General features: G+C 74.5%; 15 protein-coding genes. 4 read left to right on the top strand and 11 right to left on the bottom strand.

Going from position 1 to position 19742, the window contains the following annotated elements; genetic code table 11:
- Positions 1–357: 357 nt before the first annotated feature.
- From ACFYZY_RS13095 to ACFYZY_RS13060, 8 genes are all read right to left on the bottom strand, one after another.
- Positions 358–972: a hypothetical protein gene (locus tag ACFYZY_RS13095; protein ID WP_388692871.1), complete on the bottom strand. Its 615-nt coding sequence runs from the start codon at positions 970–972 to the stop codon at positions 358–360.
- A 200-nt stretch (positions 973–1172) separates the two neighbouring features.
- A complete protein-coding gene (gene ahcY, locus ACFYZY_RS13090) occupies positions 1173–2627 on the bottom strand; it encodes an adenosylhomocysteinase (RefSeq protein ID WP_388692869.1) in 1455 nt (484 codons plus the stop codon).
- A gap of 309 nt (positions 2628–2936) precedes the next feature.
- The gene (locus ACFYZY_RS13085; protein WP_388692867.1) at positions 2937–3902 is read right to left on the bottom strand and encodes a cation diffusion facilitator family transporter; all 966 of its coding nucleotides are present in this window, start codon (positions 3900–3902) and stop codon (positions 2937–2939) included.
- Between the two features lie 66 nt (positions 3903–3968).
- Positions 3969–5120 (bottom strand): mannose-6-phosphate isomerase, class I, encoded by a 1152-nt coding sequence (gene manA / locus ACFYZY_RS13080; protein WP_388692865.1) that lies wholly within the window; start codon positions 5118–5120, stop codon positions 3969–3971.
- 302 nt (positions 5121–5422) lie between these two features.
- Positions 5423–6571: an SIS domain-containing protein gene (locus ACFYZY_RS13075; RefSeq protein ID WP_388692863.1), complete on the bottom strand. Its 1149-nt coding sequence runs from the start codon at positions 6569–6571 to the stop codon at positions 5423–5425.
- Between the two features lie 482 nt (positions 6572–7053).
- Complete coding sequence (locus ACFYZY_RS13070) at positions 7054–7236, bottom strand: Trm112 family protein (RefSeq protein WP_309050867.1); 183 nt, start codon at positions 7234–7236, stop codon at positions 7054–7056.
- Positions 7237–7340: 104 nt separating this feature from the next.
- Complete coding sequence (locus ACFYZY_RS13065; protein ID WP_388692861.1) at positions 7341–8708, bottom strand: phosphomannomutase/phosphoglucomutase; 1368 nt, start codon at positions 8706–8708, stop codon at positions 7341–7343.
- A gap of 116 nt (positions 8709–8824) precedes the next feature.
- Positions 8825–9208: a DUF3499 domain-containing protein gene (locus ACFYZY_RS13060; protein WP_388692859.1), complete on the bottom strand. Its 384-nt coding sequence runs from the start codon at positions 9206–9208 to the stop codon at positions 8825–8827.
- Positions 9209–9562: 354 nt separating this feature from the next.
- On the opposite strand from ACFYZY_RS13060, the gene ACFYZY_RS13055 reads away from it, so the two are divergent.
- Positions 9563–10018: a metallopeptidase family protein gene (locus ACFYZY_RS13055; protein WP_388692857.1), complete on the top strand. Its 456-nt coding sequence runs from the start codon at positions 9563–9565 to the stop codon at positions 10016–10018.
- A gap of 164 nt (positions 10019–10182) precedes the next feature.
- Here the strand turns inward: ACFYZY_RS13055 and ACFYZY_RS13050 are convergent, their stop codons facing one another.
- The 3 genes from ACFYZY_RS13050 to ACFYZY_RS13040 form a co-directional block, all read right to left on the bottom strand.
- Positions 10183–11691 (bottom strand): DUF5719 family protein, encoded by a 1509-nt coding sequence (locus tag ACFYZY_RS13050; protein ID WP_388692855.1) that lies wholly within the window; start codon positions 11689–11691, stop codon positions 10183–10185.
- Positions 11688–15410, bottom strand: coding sequence for a glycosyltransferase family 2 protein (locus tag ACFYZY_RS13045; protein WP_388692853.1), 3723 nt, complete (start codon positions 15408–15410; stop codon positions 11688–11690). The genes ACFYZY_RS13050 and ACFYZY_RS13045 overlap by 4 nt, the downstream gene beginning before the upstream one ends.
- Before the next feature lie 448 nt (positions 15411–15858).
- Complete coding sequence (locus ACFYZY_RS13040) at positions 15859–16125, bottom strand: WhiB family transcriptional regulator (protein WP_030759721.1); 267 nt, start codon at positions 16123–16125, stop codon at positions 15859–15861.
- 714 nt (positions 16126–16839) lie between these two features.
- On the opposite strand from ACFYZY_RS13040, the gene ACFYZY_RS13035 reads away from it, so the two are divergent.
- Genes ACFYZY_RS13035 through ACFYZY_RS13025 form a run of 3 tightly spaced genes read left to right on the top strand, consistent with a single transcriptional unit; the run spans position 16840 to position 19716 of the window.
- Positions 16840–17355, top strand: coding sequence for a cysteine dioxygenase (locus tag ACFYZY_RS13035; protein WP_388692851.1), 516 nt, complete (start codon positions 16840–16842; stop codon positions 17353–17355).
- A 13-nt stretch (positions 17356–17368) separates the two neighbouring features.
- Positions 17369–18325 carry a 2-phospho-L-lactate transferase gene (gene cofD, locus ACFYZY_RS13030; protein WP_388692849.1) on the top strand — a complete coding sequence of 319 codons (957 nt, stop codon included), beginning with the start codon at positions 17369–17371 and terminating at the stop codon, positions 18323–18325.
- Complete coding sequence (locus tag ACFYZY_RS13025; protein WP_388692847.1) at positions 18322–19716, top strand: coenzyme F420-0:L-glutamate ligase; 1395 nt, start codon at positions 18322–18324, stop codon at positions 19714–19716. The genes cofD and ACFYZY_RS13025 overlap by 4 nt, the downstream gene beginning before the upstream one ends.
- Positions 19717–19742 lie beyond the last annotated feature (26 nt).

The following is a 19742-nucleotide window of genomic DNA, read 5'->3' as shown; positions in this document are numbered from 1 at the left end:
ACTCTATCAGATCTTTCCGATCCGATTTCCCCGGTGCTTTCCGGTCCCATTCGCTTTCGCTCCGGGCCCTTCCGGCGGTTCCGACTCTATCAGATTCATTTCGGCCGACCCAATCGGTGGCTTTCGTGATTCGGATAGGAATCGAAGTGACTCCGTGGAATTGATTTCCGTTCGGAGCGATTCAGACTTTACTTGATTGCTGCCGAGCTGTCCAGCTCCAGGCAACCGTTCAAATCTACCTCCCCGCGAACGCCGTGTCAACGGCTTTTGCGGGCACCGGAGGAGACTAGCAGCTCGACGGGGCCGTACGCACATCGGCCGCAGGGGAGGCGTGGCGCTGTGCTCGGGCTCTTCCGGTCAGGGAAAGACCGAGGGCGGGGTGTCCAGGTCTTCGAGTTCGATGCCGGGAGCCGCGAGGACCACGTCGCCGGCGATGTGGACGGTGTGCCGTTCACCCGTGTCCAGGGTGCTGACCTGGTACTCGTCCACGGTCAGGGGGCCGTTGTCAGTGGGGTGCGCTTCACTCCTCAACAGCACCCAGGACTGGTCGACCGTGAGGGGGGCGAGCACCGGGGCCGTGAAGGCGACGAGCCTGACGCGGGTCTCGGGGGAATCGGGGGTGAGACGCAGGAGTCGCGTGAGGGCGACGAGGAACGCCGGGGACGTGCCGGTGAAGGCGTGGGCGCGCACGTTGCCTTCGGTGGCGTGGGTTCCGGTGGGGTCCGTGCGGACCCAGCTGACGCCGTCGAGGGCCGCGCCGCGGACCTGCCAGTCGGTGGCGTGCAGTTCGAGTCGGAGGGGGCGGCCGAGCGCGTCGACGGTCAGGTCGACGGAGCCTCCGTGACCGCCGGAGGGGGTGGTGGTCTGCGAGACGTAGCGCCAGCCGGAGGGGCCGGGCGCGCAGTGGAAGTGTTCTTCGCCGAGGGGGGTGTGATCGTGCGGGTCATGGAGCGAATAACGGCCGCGGGGCATGGGTCGGTCCTCGGGAGGGAGCGCTTCCAGGAGCGTTGACGGGGGCTGAACGGGGCAGGCCCCCCGGCACGGGGGTGCGGGGGGCCTGCCCGAGTACTCGTTCCCCGGGGACGTCCTTCGTGGAGGCGTCCCCGGGCGGGGTCCGGTACCGCTGTCCGGGACGGCGTCGCGTCAGCGCGCGGGCGCCGCCGGCCGGGACATCAGTAGCGGTAGTGGTCGGGCTTGTACGGGCCCTCGACCTCGACGCCGATGTAGGCGGCCTGCTCCGGGCGCAGGGTCGTCAGCTTGACGCCCAGCGCGTCCAGGTGGAGACGGGCGACCTTCTCGTCCAGGTGCTTCGGCAGCACGTAGACGTCGGTCGGGTACTCCTCCGGCTTCGTGAAGAGCTCGATCTGGGCCAGGGTCTGGTCCGCGAAGGAGTTCGACATCACGAAGGAGGGGTGGCCGGTGGCGTTGCCCAGGTTCAGCAGACGGCCCTCGGACAGCACGATGAGGACCTTGCCGTCGGGGAAGGTCCAGGTGTGGACCTGCGGCTTGACCTCGTCCTTGACGATGCCCGGGATCTGCGCGAGACCGGCCATGTCGATCTCGTTGTCGAAGTGGCCGATGTTGCCCACGATGGCCTGGTGCTTCATCCGGGCCATGTCACCGGCCATGATGATGTCCTTGTTGCCGGTGGTGGTGATGAAGATGTCGGCCGTCTCCACCACGTCGTCCAGGGTCGTGACCTGGTAGCCGTCCATCGCCGCCTGGAGCGCGCAGATCGGGTCGATCTCGGTGATGATCACGCGGGCGCCCTGGCCGCGCAGGGACTCGGCGCAGCCCTTGCCGACGTCGCCGTAGCCGCAGACGACGGCCGTCTTGCCGCCGATGAGGACGTCGGTGGCGCGGTTGATGCCGTCGATCAGGGAGTGGCGGCAGCCGTATTTGTTGTCGAACTTCGACTTCGTCACGGCGTCGTTCACGTTGATCGCCGGGAACAGCAGCGTTCCGTCGCGGTGCATCTCGTACAGGCGGTGGACGCCCGTCGTGGTCTCCTCGGTCACGCCGCGGATCTCGGACGCCAGCCGGGTCCACTTCTGCGGGTTCTCGGTGAGGGTGCGGTTGAGGAGACGCAGGATGTGGGCGTACTCCTCGCTGTCCGCGGTGGCCGGGTCCGGAGCGGAGCCCGCCTTCTCGAACTCGACGCCCTTGTGGACGAGGAGGGTGGCGTCACCGCCGTCGTCCAGGATCATGTTCGGGCCGCCGGTGGGCGTGTTCGGCCAGGTCAGGGCCTGCTCGGTGCACCACCAGTACTCCTCGAGGGTCTCACCCTTCCAGGCGAAGACCGGAACGCCCTGGGGGTTCTCCGGGGTGCCGTTCGGGCCGACGGCGATGGCCGCGGCGGCGTGGTCCTGGGTGGAGAAGATGTTGCAGGAGGCCCAGCGGACCTCGGCGCCGAGGGCGACGAGGGTCTCGATGAGCACGGCGGTCTGCACGGTCATGTGCAGGGAGCCGGTGATCCGGGCGCCGGCCAGCGGCTGCTGCTCGGCGTACTCGCGGCGGATCGACATCAGGCCGGGCATCTCGTGCTCGGCGAGGGTGATCTCCTTGCGGCCGAAAACGGCCAGGGAGAGGTCGGCGACCTTGAAGTCCTGGTGGGCGACAGTCGTCATGACGGGGCTGCTCCTCGTGGATCGGGTGCGAGGGTCGGTCGGGGCGCCGGGCACCGCGGCGGGCCCCCGGGCATAGGGATGCCCGGGTCCTTCCATGGTGCCGTCGTCGGAGGCCCTCTCTCCCTCGGCCGGTCCCGGGACCGCCCGACCGCCATCAGCAGCGACGTCTGGCTGGTCACGAATCTACACCGACCGGCGCGGCGGGCCACAGTCCGGATCGAGCCGGGGAGGGGGCGCGGGCTGCCCGCGCGGACATGCCGGGGCCCCCGGAGCCGCGGGGTTCCGGGGGCCTCGGTGGAGCGGGCGGGGTCAGTGGCCGGTGCCCCCCGGGGTCGCGGACGGGTCGGCGCCCGCCGCGGCCTCCTTCTCGCTGTAGATGTCCGGCTCCAGGTAGATGACCCGCGCGATGGGGACGGCGGCGCGGATCCGTTCCTCGGCGGCGTCGATGGCGCGCGCCACCTCGGCGGCGGTCTCGTCGTGCCGGACGGCGATCTTGGCGGCGACGAGGAGTTCCTCGGGGCCGAGGTGGAGCGTGCGCATGTGGATGAGGCGGGTGACGGTGTCGCCGTCCACCACGGCCGCCTCGATCTTCCTGACCTCGTCGATGCCGGCGGCCTCGCCGAGGAGCAGCGACTTGGTCTCGGCGGCGAGCACGATCGCGATCAGGATGAGCAGGACGCCGATGCAGAGGGTGCCGATGCCGTCCCAGACGCCGTTGCCGGTGAGGAGGGCCAGGCCGACGCCGCCGAGGGCGAGGACGAGGCCGACGAGGGCGCCGAAGTCCTCCAGGAGGACGACGGGCAGCTCGGGGGCCTTGGCGCGGCGGATGAACTCCTTCCAGGAGAGGTCGCCGCGGAGCGGGTTCGACTCCTTGATGGCGGTGCGGAAGGAGAACGACTCGGCGACGATCGCGAAGACGAGGACGCCGACCGGCCAGTACCACGCCTCGATCTCGTGCGGGTCCTTGATCTTCTCGTAGCCCTCGTAGACGGCGAACATGCCGCCGACGGAGAAGAGCACGATGGAGACGAGGAAGGCGTAGATGTACCGCTCGCGGCCGTAGCCGAAGGGGTGCTGCGGGGTCGCCTCGCGCTGGGCCTTCTTGCCGCCGACGAGCAGCAGGCCCTGGTTGCCGGAGTCCGCGAGCGAGTGGACGCTCTCCGCGAGCATCGAGGACGAACCGCTGAACAGGAACGCCACGAACTTGGCTGCGGCGATCGCGAGGTTGGCGGCGAGCGCCGCCACGATCGCCTTGGTTCCGCCTGACGCGCTCATGGGTGTACGTGGTCCCTTCGTCGGTTCTCCGGCCCGCTGGCCGCCGTTCGGCCGGTCATTGTCGCATCAGGCGACGACGGTGGCGCGGAAGACCGTACCCGCTCCGGACAGGTGGATGCCCTCTCCCGCCGGTACGAAGACCGACTCGCCCGGGGAGAGGGCCGTTCCGCCCACCTGCGGACGGCCCGCGACGGCGAGCAGGACCTGGGGGGTGGGGACGGTGATGTCGGCCGGGGCGGCCCCCTCGGCCCGTACGAAGCGGGAGAGGCGGAACTCGTCGGTCGGGGTCTCGTAGACCTCCTCGCCCTCCGGGGACGCCTCGGGGCGGAGGACGGCCGGGTCGGCCGGCTCGAAGCGGACGACCCTGAGGAGTTCGGGGACGTCCACGTGCTTGGGGGTGAGGCCGCAGCGCAGCACGTTGTCGGAGTTGGCCATGATCTCGACGCCGAGCCCGTCGAGGTAGGCGTGCGGGACGCCCGCGCCGAGGTAGAGGGCCTCGCCGGGCTGGAGCCGTACGTGGTGGAGGAGCATCGCGGCGACGACGCCGGGGTCGCGCGGGTAGTGGTGGGCGAGCGTCGCGTACGGGGCGTGGGCGCCGCCGAGGCGGTCGGCGGCCTCGGCGGCCTCGGTGACGGTGTGCGCCATCTCCTCCGGGTCGGCGGTGAGCAGGGCCGTCAGGACCTCGCGGAGCGCGGCCTCCTCGGGGTGGGCGAGCAGCAGGTCCGCGTACGGCTTGAGGGAGTCGACGCCGAGTCCGGCGATCAGGTCGGCGGCCCGGGCCGGGGCGCGGAAGCCGCAGAACCCTTCGAAGGGGGTGAGGGCGCAGATCAGCTCGGGCTTGTGGTTGGCGTCCTTGTAGGTGCGGTGCGGGGCGTCGACCGGGATGCCGGCGGCCTCCTCCGCGGCGAAGCCCGCGCGGGCCTGTTCGAGGTCGGGGTGGACCTGCAGGGAGAGCGGGGCGCCGGCGGCGAGGACCTTGAACAGGAAGGGGAGGCGCGGGCCGAACTTCTCGACGGTCCGCTCCCCCAGTTCGCGTACGGGGTCGGCGTCGATGAGCAGGTTCAGCGCGCCGCGCCCGGTGCGGGAGGGGGCGCCGGGGTGGGCGCCCATCCACAGCTCGGCCTGGGGCTCGCCGGTGGGGGTGGTGCCGAGCAGTTCCGGGATGGCCGTCGTGGAACCCCAGGCGTAGGGGCGGACGGTGTTGACGAGGCGGTCCATGGTGCCTGCCGGCTCCTCGGGTGGTGGCGGACGTGTGGTGTGTCGGGAGACAGGTGACAGGGGGTGGGTGACGGGCGGGTGTCGGGGCGGTGGACGTGGGCGCCCGTCGCCCGGGAAAACCCGGGAAAAGCGGACGCGGGCCGGGGCGCGGCGCGGGCCGGGCGGGCGGGCGTCCCTGCCGGTACGGCTCCGCGGTCCGGGCGTACGGGCGGGGGCCGGGGTGCGGGGACCGGGACCTACGGGATCGGGGCGGCGGGCCCGAAAAAGTCCACGCCCCGGTCCGGCGGCTCGGGTCCGGGTGTCTACGGGGTCGCGCGGTCCGGGCTGGCCAGGGCCAGGTAGACGGCCGCGAAGTCGGTCACGGCGAGGAGTTCGGCGAGCGTCTCCAGGGCGTCGCCCTCCTCCGGTTCCAGTTCGCTGACGGCCGTGTCGTGGCCGAGGGCCAGTTCCCGGGCGGCGGGGGCGGCGCTGAGGCCGTCGGCCGACCGGTCGCGGAGCAGGACCACCCGGGCGCGCAGGGCCCCCGGCTCCTCGACCCGGTCGCGGAAGAAGTCGTCGGGGTCGGCGCCCGCCGCGTAGCCGCCGGTGAGCAGGACGCCGTGGGCGGGCAGCGCCTCGGGGAGTTCGGCGGCGAGGGCGGGCAGTCCGGCCAGCTCGGCGAGGACGGCGGCGAAGCGCCGGCCGGCCGGGCCCGCCGCGTCGCCCTCGGTCCAGATCAGCGGGAGCGAGTCCGCCAGTTCGGCGGCGAGCGTCTTCGCCGGGTTGCCGTAGGTGGCGACGGCCGGGCCGCAGCGCTCCGCCGTGCGGTCGAGGCGGTCGGCGACCTTCTCCAGGGCCTCCGGCGGCGCCTCCAGGAGGCCCAGGCGGTCGAGGAGGGCGAGCAGCGGGGTGAACAGGGCCCAGAGGGCGCCGGGGCTGGCCGCGATGTTCTCGGCGTACTCGTCGGGGAGTTCGTTGGGGGCGACGGCCATGGGGACGAACAGGCCGTGCGAGCCGCTGACCGCCTCCGCGAGCGGGGAGCCCTGGGGGGCGACGGCGACGACCGTGACGCCCCGGCGGTACGCCTGCTCGGCGAGGAGCGCGAGGCCCGGTTCGGAACCGTCGGTGGTGGGGAGCAGCAGCAGGTCGACCGAGCCGGTCCAGCCGGGCAGCGTCCAGCGCAGGGCGCCGCCGGCGGGGGCGACGCCGGTGGGGCGGAGGCGTACGACGGGGGCGGTGGCTCCGGCGAGGGCGCCGATCAGGTCGGCGACGCCGGTGGCGGCGGTGCCGGGGCCCGCGACGAGGACCGCGCGGGGGCGGCCCTCGGGGCGGAGGTCCGCGATGCCGGCCTCGGCCGCGTGGCGGGCGGCGGTCCGTACCCGTGCGCCGGCCTCGGCGGCGCCGCGGAGGAGACCGCGGCGGTCGGCCAGGGCGAGGTCGTCCGGGGCGTCGAGGAGGTTCTCGTCGAGCATCTGGTGCCTCCCGGGGTGGGTGGGGTTCCCCTGGCGGGCTGCCTCGGGGTGGGGACGGGGCTTCCCCTACGGGGCGCCGCGGCACGTGGTGCCGTGGCCGGGGTGTCCCGGGTGCGGGGCCCGGCGGGGTCGCGGGGCGTGGTGCCGCTCCGGGGCGGACGCGGCGTGTCGTGGTACGGCTCCCGGGACGCGCCCGGCCCGCGTACGGCTCGTTCCGCTCCGGTTCTCCGCCGTACGGGCCGGTGCCGCCCGGCCGTTGTCACCCGGCCGCCGCCGTACGGGCCGCCGGACGCGCCGGTGCGCGGGAGCGTTCCGCGGGCTGCGCCCGGTCGGGCGGGGCCGGTGCCGTGCCCGGCCCCGGCGGGCGTCACCCGGCGGGGGCGGAGGGCCGGTCCGGTCCCCGTGGGGCCGGCGGCCGGCCGCCCCGGGGGCCGCAGGGGCCACGGGGTGACCGGCCCGGCGCCGTCCCCGGGGCGCGGCGGTCACGCCGGGCGGCGGGCCTCGTCGGTGAGGAGGACCGGGATGCCGTCGCGGACCGGGTAGGCGAGGCCGCAGTCGGCCCCCGTGCAGACCAGCTCCGGGTTCTCGTCCGCCGTGCGGTCGTTCAGCGGGGCGTGGCACGCGGGGCAGGCCAGGATCTCCAGGAGGCCGGCTTCGAGCGGCATGGGGTGGTCCCTTCGGACGAACGGTGGTGGTGCTGCCCTTCGGGCCAGGTCAGCCTACCGCCGGGGAACGGGGACGGACCCGTGCCCCGGCGCCCGGCGGGGGGTCAGTCCGCCGCCCGGACCAGGGCGAGGACCTCGTCGCGGACCCGGGCCATGGTGGCCTCGTCGCGGGCCTCGACGTTGAGGCGGAGCAGCGGTTCGGTGTTGGAGGCCCGGAGGTTGAACCACCAGTCCGCGGCGGTCACGGTGAGGCCGTCGAGCTCGTCGAGGGTGATCCCGTCCGCGCCCTCGTACGCCGCCCTGACCCGGGCCGTGCTGGCGGCCTGGTCGGCGACGGTCGAGTTGATCTCGCCGGAGGCGGCGTAGCGGTCGTAGGCGGCGACCAGCTCCGAGAGGGTGCCCTGCTGGCCGCCGAGGGCCGCGAGGACGTGGAGGGCGGCGAGCATGCCCGTGTCGGCGTTCCAGAAGTCCCGGAAGTAGTAGTGCGCGGAGTGCTCGCCGCCGAAGATCGCCCCGGTCTTCGCCATCTCCTCCTTGATGAAGGAGTGGCCGACGCGGGTGCGGACGGCCTCGCCGCCCTGCTCGCGGACGACCTCGGGCACGGACCAGGAGGTGATCAGGTTGTGGATGATCGTTCCGCCGGGGTGCTTGGCGAGTTCGCGGGCGGCGACGAGGGCCGTGATCGCGGACGGGGAGACCGGCTCGCCGCGCTCGTCCACGACGAAGCAGCGGTCGGCGTCGCCGTCGAAGGCGAGGCCGATGTCGGCGCCCTCGGCGCGGACGCGGGCCTGGAGGTCCACGATGTTCTTCGGGTCGAGCGGGTTGGCCTCGTGGTTCGGGAAGGTGCCGTCCAGCTCGAAGTACATCGGGACGGTGTCGAGCGGGAGGCCCGCGAAGACGGTGGGGACGGTGTGGCCGCCCATGCCGTTGCCGGCGTCCACGACGACCTTCAGCGGGCGGATGCCGGTGAGGTCCACGAGCCCCTTGAGGTGGGCGGCGTAGTCGGCGAGGGTGTCCCGCTCGGTGATCGTGCCGGGGGTGGCGGCGGCCTCCGGGGCGCCCTTCTCCGACCACTCCTCGGCGAGGGCGCGGATGTCGGCGAGGCCGCTGTCCTGGCCGACGGGGGCGGCTCCGGCCCGGCACATCTTGATGCCGTTGTACTGGGCGGGGTTGTGGGAGGCGGTGAACATCGCGCCGGGCAGGCCGAGGCTGCCGGAGGCGAAGTACAGCTGGTCGGTGGAGCAGAGCCCGATGAGGGTGACGTCGGCGCCGAGGCTGGCCGCGCCGCGCGCGAAGGCGCCCGCCAGGCCGGGGGACGAGGGGCGCATGTCGTGGCCGACGACGATCGCGTCCGCGTCCGTCACCCGGACGAAGGCGGCGCCGAAGAGTTCGGCGAGCGGCTCGTCCCACTGGTCGGGCACCACCCCGCGGATGTCGTACGCCTTCACGATCTGCGACAGATCGGCAGTCACGGATCCACCCTCCTGAGTCATGGGCACGCGTGTACGGCGCGTGTTGTACGGAACGCCAAAGCTACCCGGAGTGGGGCGGGTGAACCGGGACGGTGGCCGGTTGCGCTCCGTTGTCGTCAGTTGTCGGGAGAACGGAGCACCCTGAGGTGTCCCCGGCGGCCGACCTCCATGGGGTCGCCGCCCCGGCCTCCGCCGCCCTTGCCGCCGGCCTCGGCCGCGCGCTCGTGGGGACGGGCCGCCTCCCGCACCGCGTTGGCGAGGGCCTCGAGGTCGTCGCCGCTGGGGCGGGCCGGGGCGGAGGTGTCGGAGAGCCGCACCACCTCCCAGCCGCGCGGGGCGGTGAGGCGTTCGCCGTGCTCGGCGCACAGGTCGTAGCAGTGGGGCTCGGCGTAGGTGGCGAGCGGGCCGAGGACCGCAGTCGAGTCGGCATAGACGTACGTCAGTGTCGCGACGGCAGGGCGGCCGCACGCGGTGCGCGAACAGCGACGTACAGGGCTCACGGTGTTGGACGGTACCGCACTCTTGAGCGGGCCGCGACGACCCGCCCTCGGGTCACTCCACCGTGTCGCGGTGTGACCTCCGCCATATCGCCGTGGAGACCGGCCGGTCCGACCTGCGGGGAAGGCGGGAAGGGGGTGGGGGGAAAGAGGGCGATCCGGACACTTTGGGATATGAATCCGGTCAATGAGGGCCAGATGGCCGATCGCGATCGGCTGCCGGACCGGGCACGCGGTTGGCCGGAACGCTCAGGTTCCGACAGGCGGTGCGGGAGGCGCTCGGCGGCACGGGAACGCGGGAGGACCGCGCGGACGCGCCCGGCGCCGGAGGGCGAGGAGGGTTACGCTGCGTCAGTGATGGACAGTCCTGTGCCACCGAGCCCTTCGCACCTTCCCGCGGAGCCCCCGGCGGAGCCGCGGGTCCGCCGCCGCGACCGGCACGGCCGCGGGATGCGGGGGCCGGTCGCCCCGCCGCAGGTGCCGCTCTCCACGACCCGTGCCGACACCTTCCGCGACCTGGTGCTGGACTCGGTGGAGCGCCTCGAACGGCGCTGGCCGCAGCTGGCCGACGTCGAGTTCATGGTCCTGGAGGTGCCGCCGCCCGTACCGGGCGACACGGTGCCGCTGGGCGGCTCGGTCCCGGCGGAGAAGAGCGAGCCCGCCCGGGTGGTCGTCTACCGGCGGCCGGTCGAACTCCGCTCCAAGAGCCGGGACGAACGGGCGCTCCTCGTCCACGAGGTGGTCGTGGAGCAGGTCGCGGAACTCCTCGGGCTCTCCCCCGAATCGGTGGACCCCCGGTACGGGCAGGACTGACGCCCGGTACGGGCGGGAGCGGCCTCCGGCCCGTCCGGTCCCGTACGGGGCCTTCCCGGTCCGTACGGGAGCGTCCCCGGTCCGTACGGGAGCGTCCCCGGTCCGTACGGGAGCGTCCCCGCGCCGGGGCCCGGCGCGGTCGCCGGGCTCCGGCGGGCCGTGGCTCAGTCCAGTACGCCCAGGTCCTGGCGGGCCGACGGGACCTCGACCGTGCCCCGGTCGTCGGCGAGGGTCTGGACGGTGAACATCGGGACGCCGTCCCGGGGCACCGCGAGCATCCGGGCCGCGTGCACCGTGCCGCCGGAGACCGGCTCGACGGTCAGCGCGTAGGAGCCCTTGAGCCCCTGGGGGACGAGGTCGGTGAGGGTCGTCGTCGTGCCCGCCTTGACGGTGACCGTCCTCGACACCGGCGTGCCCGCCTCCGAACCGGCCGAGGCCGTGACCTTGACCTGCGCGGCGGCGCCGGGGGCGGTCAGGAAGAGCGTCGACGACCGGGCCCGGTTGTCGGCGGCCGTCGCGCGGGCGGAGATCGCCGCCGCCGCCGGGACGAAGGCCATCTCGGTGTTCGCGCCCTTGCCCCGGACCACCTGGAGGCCCGCCACGACCGGGGTGGCCTTCTTCGGGTCGCTCGGGGTGAGGAGCAGCGAACCCGCCTCGCCCCGGGTGAGGTCCGGCAGGTCGACCGAGGCCGTCATGCCGGACTTCACGTGCAGGGAGCCGGCGCTCGCCGGGACGATCGAGCCGGTCGCGGTGGCGAGCTGGATCTTCAGGTCGGCGTCGTCCTCGCCGGGGGCGAAGGCCACGAGCCGTACGGAGGTGGCGTCGCCCGGGATGCCGGGCAGGACCACGCTGCTCGCCGGGTCGGCCGAGGCGGCGAGCCAGTCGCTGCCGAGCCTGCCGTCGGCGGCGGCGACGGCCGCGGCGACGCGCCCGCTGCGGGTGGTGACGTGGACGGTGACGTCCCGCTGGGCGGTCGCGCCGGTGAGGGTGGGGAGGAGGACCGGGACCGTGGAGCGGGCGGGGACCGGGACGCCCTCGGTGAACTGGGACTTGAGGACGCCCTCGGGGCCGTACAGCTCGATGTCGGCGACGGCCGCCGTGTCGTCCGGGTTGGTGAGGTGGACGTAGTCCTGGCGCTCCTTGGCGGTGGAGGCCGCCGGGAACCAGAAGTCGGTGTCGGGGGCGCCGCAGGCGAGGCCGAGGAGGCCGCGCGCACCGCCCGCCGGGACGGCGGTGGTCTGCTGGACGGTCCAGCCCGGGGCCAGGGCGCCGGTCGCCGAGCCGGTGAGGGCGGGCACGGCCGCGCCGTCGGCCCCGGCGGTGACGGGCTTGCCGGGGGCGGTGACGGTGGCGGGCGCCTGGGGCTTCTTGGCGGCCCCGCCGGCGGCCGACGCGGCGGGCTTCAGGAGGGCCACGGGCCGTCCGGCCCCGCCGGAGCCCGCGTCCTTGCCCGCGTCCGCGCCCGCCGGGGTGTACGAGGTGTAGACGGTCTCGGCCACCTCGGAGCCGCTGGGCACCGGGCAGGCCAGGCTCGCGCGTTCGACCGGCAGCCGGGTGGTGGTCTTCGACGCGGCGGGGGCGGCGGTGCCGCCGGGGGCGGTGAGGGCGGCGAAGCCGGTGACGGCGGCGAGGGCCGTGGCGCCCGCGATCAGGGAGAGGGTCGTGCGCTTCACTGGTTGCTGCTCCCGTCGGGACGCTGCTCGGTCTCGTGGGCCTGCGGGTGCCCGTAGCCGTACCCGTAGGGGTCGTACTGCTGCGGCTGCTCGTACGGCTGCTGCGGGTCGTACCCCTGCCCGCCGTACTGCGGGCCGCCGTACTGCTGCTGGTCGTAACCCTGCTGGTCGTGGCCCTGCCCCTGCGGGGGGTACGCGTACGGCTGCTGCTGCGGGTCGGCCGCGTACTCCTGGTAGTAGCCCTGGTCCGCGTAGGGCTGGGCCTGGGCGTAGGCGGGGTCGTATCCGCCCTGCCACTCCTGGCCCTGCTGCTCCTGGCCCTGTTCCCGGAACCCCTGGTCGTGGGACTGCGGCTCGTGGGACTGCTGGTCGTGGAGCTGCGGCTCGTGGGACTGCTGTTCCGGGATCGGTACCGGGACCGGGACCGGGGACGCTTCGTCCTCCGGTGCCCCGGCCGCCTCCGCCTCGGCGGCGGCGCGCAGACGGCGGGCCCGGCGGCCGTCGCCCTCGGCCGCCTGTGCCGGGATCGCGGGCTCTTCGTCGGGCAGGTCGTCGTCGATCTCACGGCGTCGGCCGGGCAGCGCGAGGACGAGCAGGACGACGGAGAGGGCGACCTGGGTCCAGACCCACGCGGTGTGGGTGAACGGCTCGTCGTACGTGACGTCGAGACGGCCGCCCCCGGTGGGGAGTTCGAAGCCCTGGGCCCAGCCGTCGACGGTGGTCCTCGTCAGCTCCTTGCCGTCGAGGGTGGCGGTCCAGCCCTCGGCGGCGCGGTCGGCGAGGCGCAGGACGCGGCCCGCGGGGCCCGCCGGGATCTCGGTGTGCGCCTCGACGGGTCCGGCGGCGACGGGAACGGCCTTGGCGGTCTCCCCGCCGGCGGCGGCCCCGTCCCCGGCGGCGGGCGGGACGATCATGATCCGGGCGATCTCGCGGTCCACGCGCCACAGGGCGCTGCCGTCGAGCTGGCTGAGGCGGCTGAGGCCGGGGGTGGAGTCCAGGACGCGGCTCACCTGGCGCGGTGCCCCGTCGCGCACGAGGACGTAGCGGACGGCGTAGCCGCTGAGCTCCCGGGTCTGGTCGGCGCCGGACCCGGCGACGAGGCGGGCGACGACCCGGTCGAGGGAGGAGTCGTCCCCCGCGGCGGCGGCGAGTTCGGCGTCGCCGAGGCGGGCGCCGGAGCCGCGGACCAGCGTGTAGGCGACCTCGCCGGGCGTGGAACCGCCGAGGACGAGGGTGCGGGGCTGGTCGCGGGTGCCGCTCTCCTCCGCGACGAAGGCGGGGACCTGGACCGGGTCGCGGCGGGTCAGCGGGCCGTCGGCGCCGCCGATCATCCAGCTCACGGCGGCGACGGCGGGGCCGACGGCGCAGGCGAGGGCGATGAGCGCGGCGACGGGCTGGCGCCAGCCGAAGCCGTGGGCGGCGACGCGGGTGCGGCCCCCCTCGGCGCCGATCATGCCGGCGGCGATGAGGGCGGCTCCGTAGACGAGGGTGGCGGGTCCGGCCCAGCCGGTGCCGCCCGCGCCGTTGGAGAGGGCGGCGAGGAGGAGTCCGGCGAGGGCGGCGGCCCAGGCGGCGTGGACGGCGAGCCGGCGCTCCTCGCGCAGCAGCCCGGCGAGGCCCGCGAGGACGAGGCCGGCCAGGAGCAGGCCACCGGTGGTGCCGGGGCCGCCGGGGCTGGTGCCGAGCAGGTCGAGGGCGGTGGCGGTGCCCGTGCGCAGATCGACGCCCGCCTCGCGCAGGAACGCGGAGGGGCTGGTCAGGAGGGTGAGCGACCAGGGGGCGAGGACGAGCAGCGGGGTGCCGGTGGCGGCGAGGAACCGGAGTCCGTACGCGGTGATGTCGGAGCGGCGCACGGCGAGGACGCCGAGGCCGAGGAGGACGGCGAGCGGCCAGACGACCGGGGTGAAGGCCGTCGTGAGGGTGAGCAGGAAGGCGTAGGCCCAGGTGGCGCGCCAGCTGCCCCGGTCGGGCCGGTTGAAGCCGTGGGCGGCGACGGCGGCGCGGGCGGCCGGCGGGAGCAGGATCGCGAGGACGGCGGTGCCGAGGCGGCCGGTGGCGAGGGCGCCGGTGACGGCGGGCAGGAAGGCGTACGCGACGGAGCCCCAGGCGCGCAGGAGCCGGGACTCGACGATGCCCCGGGAGGCGAAGTACGCGGTGAGGCCGGCGAGCGGGACCGAGCAGACGAGCAGCAGGGTCAGCGCGGTGGAGGTGGAGCCGAGGAACAGCGCGGAGAGCACGGCCAGGACGGCGAGGTACGGCGGGGCGGCCTGGGTGCCGCCGGTGCCGAGGGCGTGCCAGGCGTCGGCGTACCGGGACCAGAGGCCGGAGACGGTGTCGGGGGCGGGCAGCAGGGCGCCGCCGGCCAGCGAGCCGCCGGCGAAGAGGTCGCGGCAGGCGACGAGGGAGACGGCGAGGAGGAGGGCGAAGAGGACGGGCCCGGGTTTGCGGGCGATCTTCTTGAGCCGGGCGAACTGCTCGATCTCCAGGTAGTCGGCGTCGTCGCCGCCGGGGCCCGACTCGACGACGCCGCGCCGGGAGCCGCCGGATTCGGCCTCGCCGCCGCCGACGTTGGCGGTGAGCTGTTCGAGGGCGGCGCGGACGGTGGCGCCGGGCGGCGGGAAGAGCGGGCGGAGTTCGCTCGCGGCGACGGCGGGGTTCTTGCGCCGTCCGCGGGCGGCGAGGATCTTCTCGGGGCGCAGCAGGACGGCGAAGAGGCCCATGACCTCGTCGACGGCCTGGACGGGGACCTTGCCGACGAGGTAGGCGAGGGTGCGGAGCAGGGTGCCGAGGACGAGCCGTACGAAGACGTAGGGGAGGGCGGCGCCGCGGGTGTTGGCGAGGAGCGTGTAGACGGCTCCGGCCTTGTCGACGCGGTGCGGGTTGGCGGCGGTGCGGCCGGCGCAGTCGACGGTGCGGCGCTCGCGGGCGGCGGCCTCGGCGTGGCGCAGGACGGCGTCGGGGGCGACGAGGACGCGGTGGCCGGCGGCGTGGACGCGCCAGCACAGGTCGACGTCGTCGCGCATGAGGGGCAGCCGGCGGTCGAAGCCGCCCAGCTCCTCGAAGACGTCACGGCGGATCAGCATGCCGGCGGTGGAGACGGAGAGGACGGAGCGGACCTGGTCGTGCTGGCCCTGGTCCTGCTCGCGGCGGTCGAGGCCGGTCCAGCGGCGGCCGCTGCGGGCGATGGAGACGCCGGTCTCCAGGAGCTGCTTCCGGTCGTACCAGCCGCGCAGTTTGGGGCCGACGACGGCGGCGTGCGCGTCGGAGTCGGCGACGCGCAGGAGGGCGGCGAGGGCGCCGGGCTCGGGCGCGCAGTCGTCGTGGAGGAGCCAGAGCCACTGGACCGGTTCGCCGTGCGGGAGTTCGGGGAGGTCGTACGCCTCGTCGTTCCAGGTGTGGCTGACGGGGTCCCAGCCGCTGGGGCGCTTCAGGTAGGGCAGGTCCTCGGGTCCGAGCACGGGCGCGGTGCGGGCGGCCTCTTCGACGGCGGCGCCGAAGCCGGTGCGGCGCGCGAGGTGCAGGACGCGGTCGTCGCCGATCGCCTCGGCGACGAGCCGTGCCGAGTCGTCGGCGCTGCCGGTGTCGGCCGCGATCACGTTCTGCGCGGGGCGTTCCTGGGCGAGCAGACCGGCCAGGGCGTCCGGCAGCCAGCGGGCGCCGTCGTGGGTGACGAGCACGGCGGTGACGACGTGTCGCGGAAACTCAGGAGTTGAGGACATCGAGCTACGGGCCCTCCGGCCGGGGTCGCCCGCGGGGGGCGTGGGGAGCGTCTCGGACGGAGGCCCACACTAACGGCTCACGCGGAGCGGCCGACCGCCCTGTGGACGGACGCCTGTGGACAGAGCGGACGGAACGGTCACGGGGAGGAGCGCGGGGAGGAGGCCGGGACGAGCGTCCGGCGGCGGGACTCCGGTCCGCGCGGCCGGAGCGGTTCCGCCGGGGCGGTTCCGGCGGGACGGGTCCGGGCCGGTCGTGCGGAGCGGGGCGGGGCGGGGCGGGGCGATCGTGCGGAGCGGCGCGGGGCGGGACGACGCGAACGGTCCGCCGCCTGTGGGTGGATCACAGGGGGCGGACCGTTCGCACCGTCCTGGTGCGCGTCCTGGCGCGCGGTCCCGGTGGGCGCGTCCCGGCTCGGGGGTCCGGACGCGGTCGGGGGCCGGCGGCGGTTCAGACGGCGGCCTTCTTCAGGCGGCGTCGCTCGCGCTCGGAGAGACCGCCCCAGATGCCGAAGCGTTCGTCGTTCTGCAGCGCGTATTCGAGGCATTCGGAGCGGACCTCGCACGCGAGGCAGACCTTCTTGGCCTCGCGGGTCGAGCCGCCCTTCTCCGGGAAGAAGGACTCGGGGTCGGTCTGGGCGCACAGCGCGCGCTCCTGCCAGCCGAGTTCCTCGTCCGCGTCCTCGACCAGCAGCAGTTCCTGGAACAACTCGGTCATGTGCGCCCCTCGTCTGTTCTGTGCGTCCCCGTGGTGGTGCCGTGCGAGCACGGCCGAACGACACGAGTGAAATTACAAGTTCGTGCTCTGTGCGAGTCAAGCCGAGATCTGCTATTGGGCCCCGTATTCACTCTGCGGAACCAAGCGTATGCGGTAAGTGTTCAAATCACCAAAAACCATGACACATGCCTCTGGCGTGACCGCGCGCGCCTCCTCCCTGGAGGAAGACGCCCGGGGCCCGGATCCTGTTGCGATCCCCTCGGGGAAGCGACCCTGATCACATTCCGGTCACGGAACGCCCTCCGCGCGCGGGAGCGACACGCGGGCGCCGCCGCGTTCGCGGGCACGGTCGAAGCGCCATCTCTCCTGGTCCGGGCATGAGCAAACCTTTCTCCGGAGAGGACGACCGGATGAGGTGAAACATTACCCACAAATCGGGCATTGGGTTGACAGTCGGGTGCCCGTCCGCCCACCTTTGGTGGCATGCCAGCGACCGCAGCGCCCTCCGTGACCCACGCCCGTGGGTTCCGTCGCGCTGTCGGGGTCCGCTGTCGCTGTTGTCGCCCCGGCTGTTGATGCCGCCCGGCCGTCGATGCCCCCGCGCTCCGGCCCCCTCCCCCCTCGCGTCACCCCCGTGTCACCCCCGCGCAGGCCGCGTCACGGCTCCCGCGCGGCCCCCACCGCTCCCGTTTCTGCCGAGGAACCACCGCACCCATGAACATGGACAGCGACCTTCAGATCGCCGGCGACATCCTGGAGGTCCCCCACCTCCTCCAGCCCGAGCGCGCCCACCCCGTCACCGTGGCCGAGTTCGCCGGCCTCGCCCGCTCCCTCGCGGACGACCGCTCCCTCTGGGCCCCGTACGTCGCGTACGACGCCACCGCCCGCTGGTACCACCGGCTGCGCACCGGTCCCGGCTACGAGGTGTGGCTGCTCTCCTGGCTGCCCGGCCAGGGCAGCGGGCTCCACGACCACGGCCTCTCCTCCGGCGTCCTCACCGTCCTGGAGGGCGGGCTGACGGAGCGTACGGAACGCGGCGCGCGGGCCCTCGCCGCCGGCGCGCAGCGCGTGTTCGCGCCGGGGTACGTCCACGAGGTCGTCAACGACTCCCTCGAACCGGCCGTCAGCCTGCACGTCTACTTCCCGGGCCTGACCGAGATGCCCGTCCACGAGTCGTTCCGGGAGCGGTGCGCCCCGGCTCCCGGCGCCACGGAGATGATCGTCGCCTGAGACACTGCTGTGCATGCGCATTGTGGTTCTGGCAGGCGGTATCGGCGGTGCCCGTTTCCTTCGCGGCCTCAGGCGGGCCGAGCCGGACGCGGAGATCACGGTCGTCGGCAACACCGGTGACGACATCCACCTCTTCGGCCTGAAGGTCTGTCCCGACCTGGACACGGTGATGTACACCCTCGGCGGCGGGATCGACGAGGAGCAGGGCTGGGGCCGCGCGGACGAGTCCTTCACCGTCAAGGAGGAACTCGCGGCGTACGGCGTCGGACCCGAGTGGTTCGGCCTCGGCGACCGGGACTTCGCGACCCACATCGTCCGCACCCAGATGCTCGGCGCGGGCTACCCGCTGAGCGCCGTCACCGAGGCGCTGTGCGCCCGCTGGCGGCCCGGGGTGCGCCTGCTCCCCATGTCGGACGACCGCGTGGAGACGCACGTGGCGATCGAGGTGGACGGCGAGCGGCGGGCGGTGCACTTCCAGGAGTACTGGGTGAAGCTGCGCGCCTCCGTGGACGCGAAGGCCGTCGTGCCGGTCGGCGCGGAGACCGCGAAGCCGGCGCCGGGTGTCCTGGAGGCCGTCGGCGAGGCGGACGTGATCCTCTTCCCGCCGTCCAACCCGGTCGTGTCCGTCGGCACGATCCTGGCCGTGCCCGGCATCCGCGAGGCGGTCGTCGCGGCCGGGGCTCCGGTCGTGGGCCTCTCCCCCATCGTCGGCGACGCGCCCGTGCGCGGCATGGCCGACAAGGTCCTCGCGGCGGTGGGCGTGGAGTCCACGGCGGCGGCGGTGGCCCGGCACTACGGCTCCGAACTGCTCGACGGCTGGCTCGTGGACACCGTGGACGCCGACGCGGTCGCGGACGTCAGGGCGGCGGGCATCGCCTGCCGTGCGGTGCCGCTGATGATGACGGACGTGGACGCGACGGCCGCGATGGCGCGCGAGGCGCTGGCGCTGGCCGAGGAGGTGCGGGGGTGACGGGCGCCGTCTTCCCGGTCGGAACCGGGGCCCCTTCCCCGGGCGGGGCCTCCCCGTACGGGACCGCTCCCGTCCCCCCGGACAGGACCGGCTCCGGTCCCTCGTACCGGGTCTGGGCCCTGTCCGGGCTGCCGGAGGTGACGGCCGGGGACGACCTCGCCGGGATGATCGCCGCCGCCGCGCCGGACCTGGCCGACGGGGACGTGCTGCTCGTCACCTCCAAGATCGTGAGCAAGGCGGAGGGCCGGAGGGTCGCCGCCGCCGACCGCGAGGCGGCCATCGACGCCGAGACGGTGCGGGTGGTGGCACGGCGCGGCACGCTGCGGATCGTGGAGAACCGGCAGGGGCTCGTCATGGCCGCCGCCGGGGTGGACGCCTCCAACACCCCTTCCGGCACCGTGCTGTTGCTGCCCGAGGACCCCGACGCCTCGGCCCGGCGCATCCGGGCGGGACTGCGGGACGCCCTCGGGGTGGACGTGGGGGTCGTGGTCACGGACACCTTCGGGCGGCCCTGGCGCGACGGGCTCACGGACGTGGCGATCGGGGCGGCCGGGGTGCGGGTCCTGGACGACCTGCGCGGCGGGACCGACGCGCACGGCAACCCGCTGGGCGCGACCGTGGTCGCCACCGCCGACGAACTCGCCGCCGCCGGAGACCTGGTGAAGGGCAAGGCGGCCGGACTCCCGGTGGCCGTCCTGCGGGGCCTGCCGCACGTGGTGGGCGGGGACGGGGAGCCGGGCGCACGCGCGCTCGTGCGCGGGGCCGCCGACGACATGTTCCGGCTCGGCACCTCCGAGGCCGTGCGCGAGGCGGTGACGCTGCGGCGGACCGTACGGAAGTTCACCGCCGAGCCGGTCGACCCGGGCGCGGTGCGGCGCGCGGTCGCCGCCGCCGTGACCGCCCCCGCCCCGCACCACACGACGCCGTGGCGGTTCGTCCTCCTGGAGTCGGCGGAGTCGCGGACGCGGCTGCTCGACGCGATGCGGGAGGCGTGGATCGCGGATCTGCGCCGGGACGGGAAGTCCGAGGAGTCGATCGCGAAGCGGGTCCGGCGCGGGGACGTCCTGCGCGACGCGCCCCACCTGGCCGTGCCCTGCCTCGTCATGGACGGCTCCCACCACTACGGCGACCCGCGCCGGGACACCGCCGAGCGCGAGATGTTCCTGGTGGCGGCGGGCGCGGGCGTGCAGAACTTCCTGGTGGCGCTCGCGGGCGAACGGCTCGGCTCGGCGTGGGTCTCCTCGACCATGTTCTGCCGGGACGTCGTACGGGAGGTCCTCGGCCTGCCGGACGACTGGGACCCGCTGGGCGCGGTGGCGATCGGCCACCCGGCGGCGCCGCCGGGGGAACGGCCGGCGCGGGACGCCTCGGACTTCGTCGAGGTGCGGTAGCCGGCGGCGCGCTTCCCGGGGTGCCC

The sequence above is a fragment of the Streptomyces sp. NPDC001744 genome (assembly GCF_042892575.1).
Classification (GTDB): domain Bacteria; phylum Actinomycetota; class Actinomycetes; order Streptomycetales; family Streptomycetaceae; genus Streptomyces.
This window is presented reverse-complemented; position numbering and strand designations above follow the sequence as displayed.

Bases quoted from the DNA above. Each gene is read 5' to 3' on its own strand.
- ACFYZY_RS13095 (WP_388692871.1), bottom strand. From the start codon at position 972: ATGCCCCGCGGCCGTTATTCGCTCCATGACCCGCACGATCACACCCCC.
- ahcY (WP_388692869.1), bottom strand. From the start codon at position 2,627: ATGACGACTGTCGCCCACCAGGACTTCAAGGTCGCCGACCTCTCCCTG.
- ACFYZY_RS13085 (WP_388692867.1), bottom strand. From the start codon at position 3,902: ATGAGCGCGTCAGGCGGAACCAAGGCGATCGTGGCGGCGCTCGCCGCC.
- manA (WP_388692865.1), bottom strand. From the start codon at position 5,120: ATGGACCGCCTCGTCAACACCGTCCGCCCCTACGCCTGGGGTTCCACG.
- ACFYZY_RS13075 (WP_388692863.1), bottom strand. From the start codon at position 6,571: ATGCTCGACGAGAACCTCCTCGACGCCCCGGACGACCTCGCCCTGGCC.
- ACFYZY_RS13070 (WP_309050867.1), bottom strand. From the start codon at position 7,236: ATGCCGCTCGAAGCCGGCCTCCTGGAGATCCTGGCCTGCCCCGCGTGC.
- ACFYZY_RS13055 (WP_388692857.1), top strand. From the start codon at position 9,563: ATGGACAGTCCTGTGCCACCGAGCCCTTCGCACCTTCCCGCGGAGCCC.
- ACFYZY_RS13045 (WP_388692853.1), bottom strand. From the start codon at position 15,410: ATGTCCTCAACTCCTGAGTTTCCGCGACACGTCGTCACCGCCGTGCTC.
- ACFYZY_RS13040 (WP_030759721.1), bottom strand. From the start codon at position 16,125: ATGACCGAGTTGTTCCAGGAACTGCTGCTGGTCGAGGACGCGGACGAG.
- ACFYZY_RS13035 (WP_388692851.1), top strand. From the start codon at position 16,840: ATGAACATGGACAGCGACCTTCAGATCGCCGGCGACATCCTGGAGGTC.
- cofD (WP_388692849.1), top strand. From the start codon at position 17,369: ATGCGCATTGTGGTTCTGGCAGGCGGTATCGGCGGTGCCCGTTTCCTT.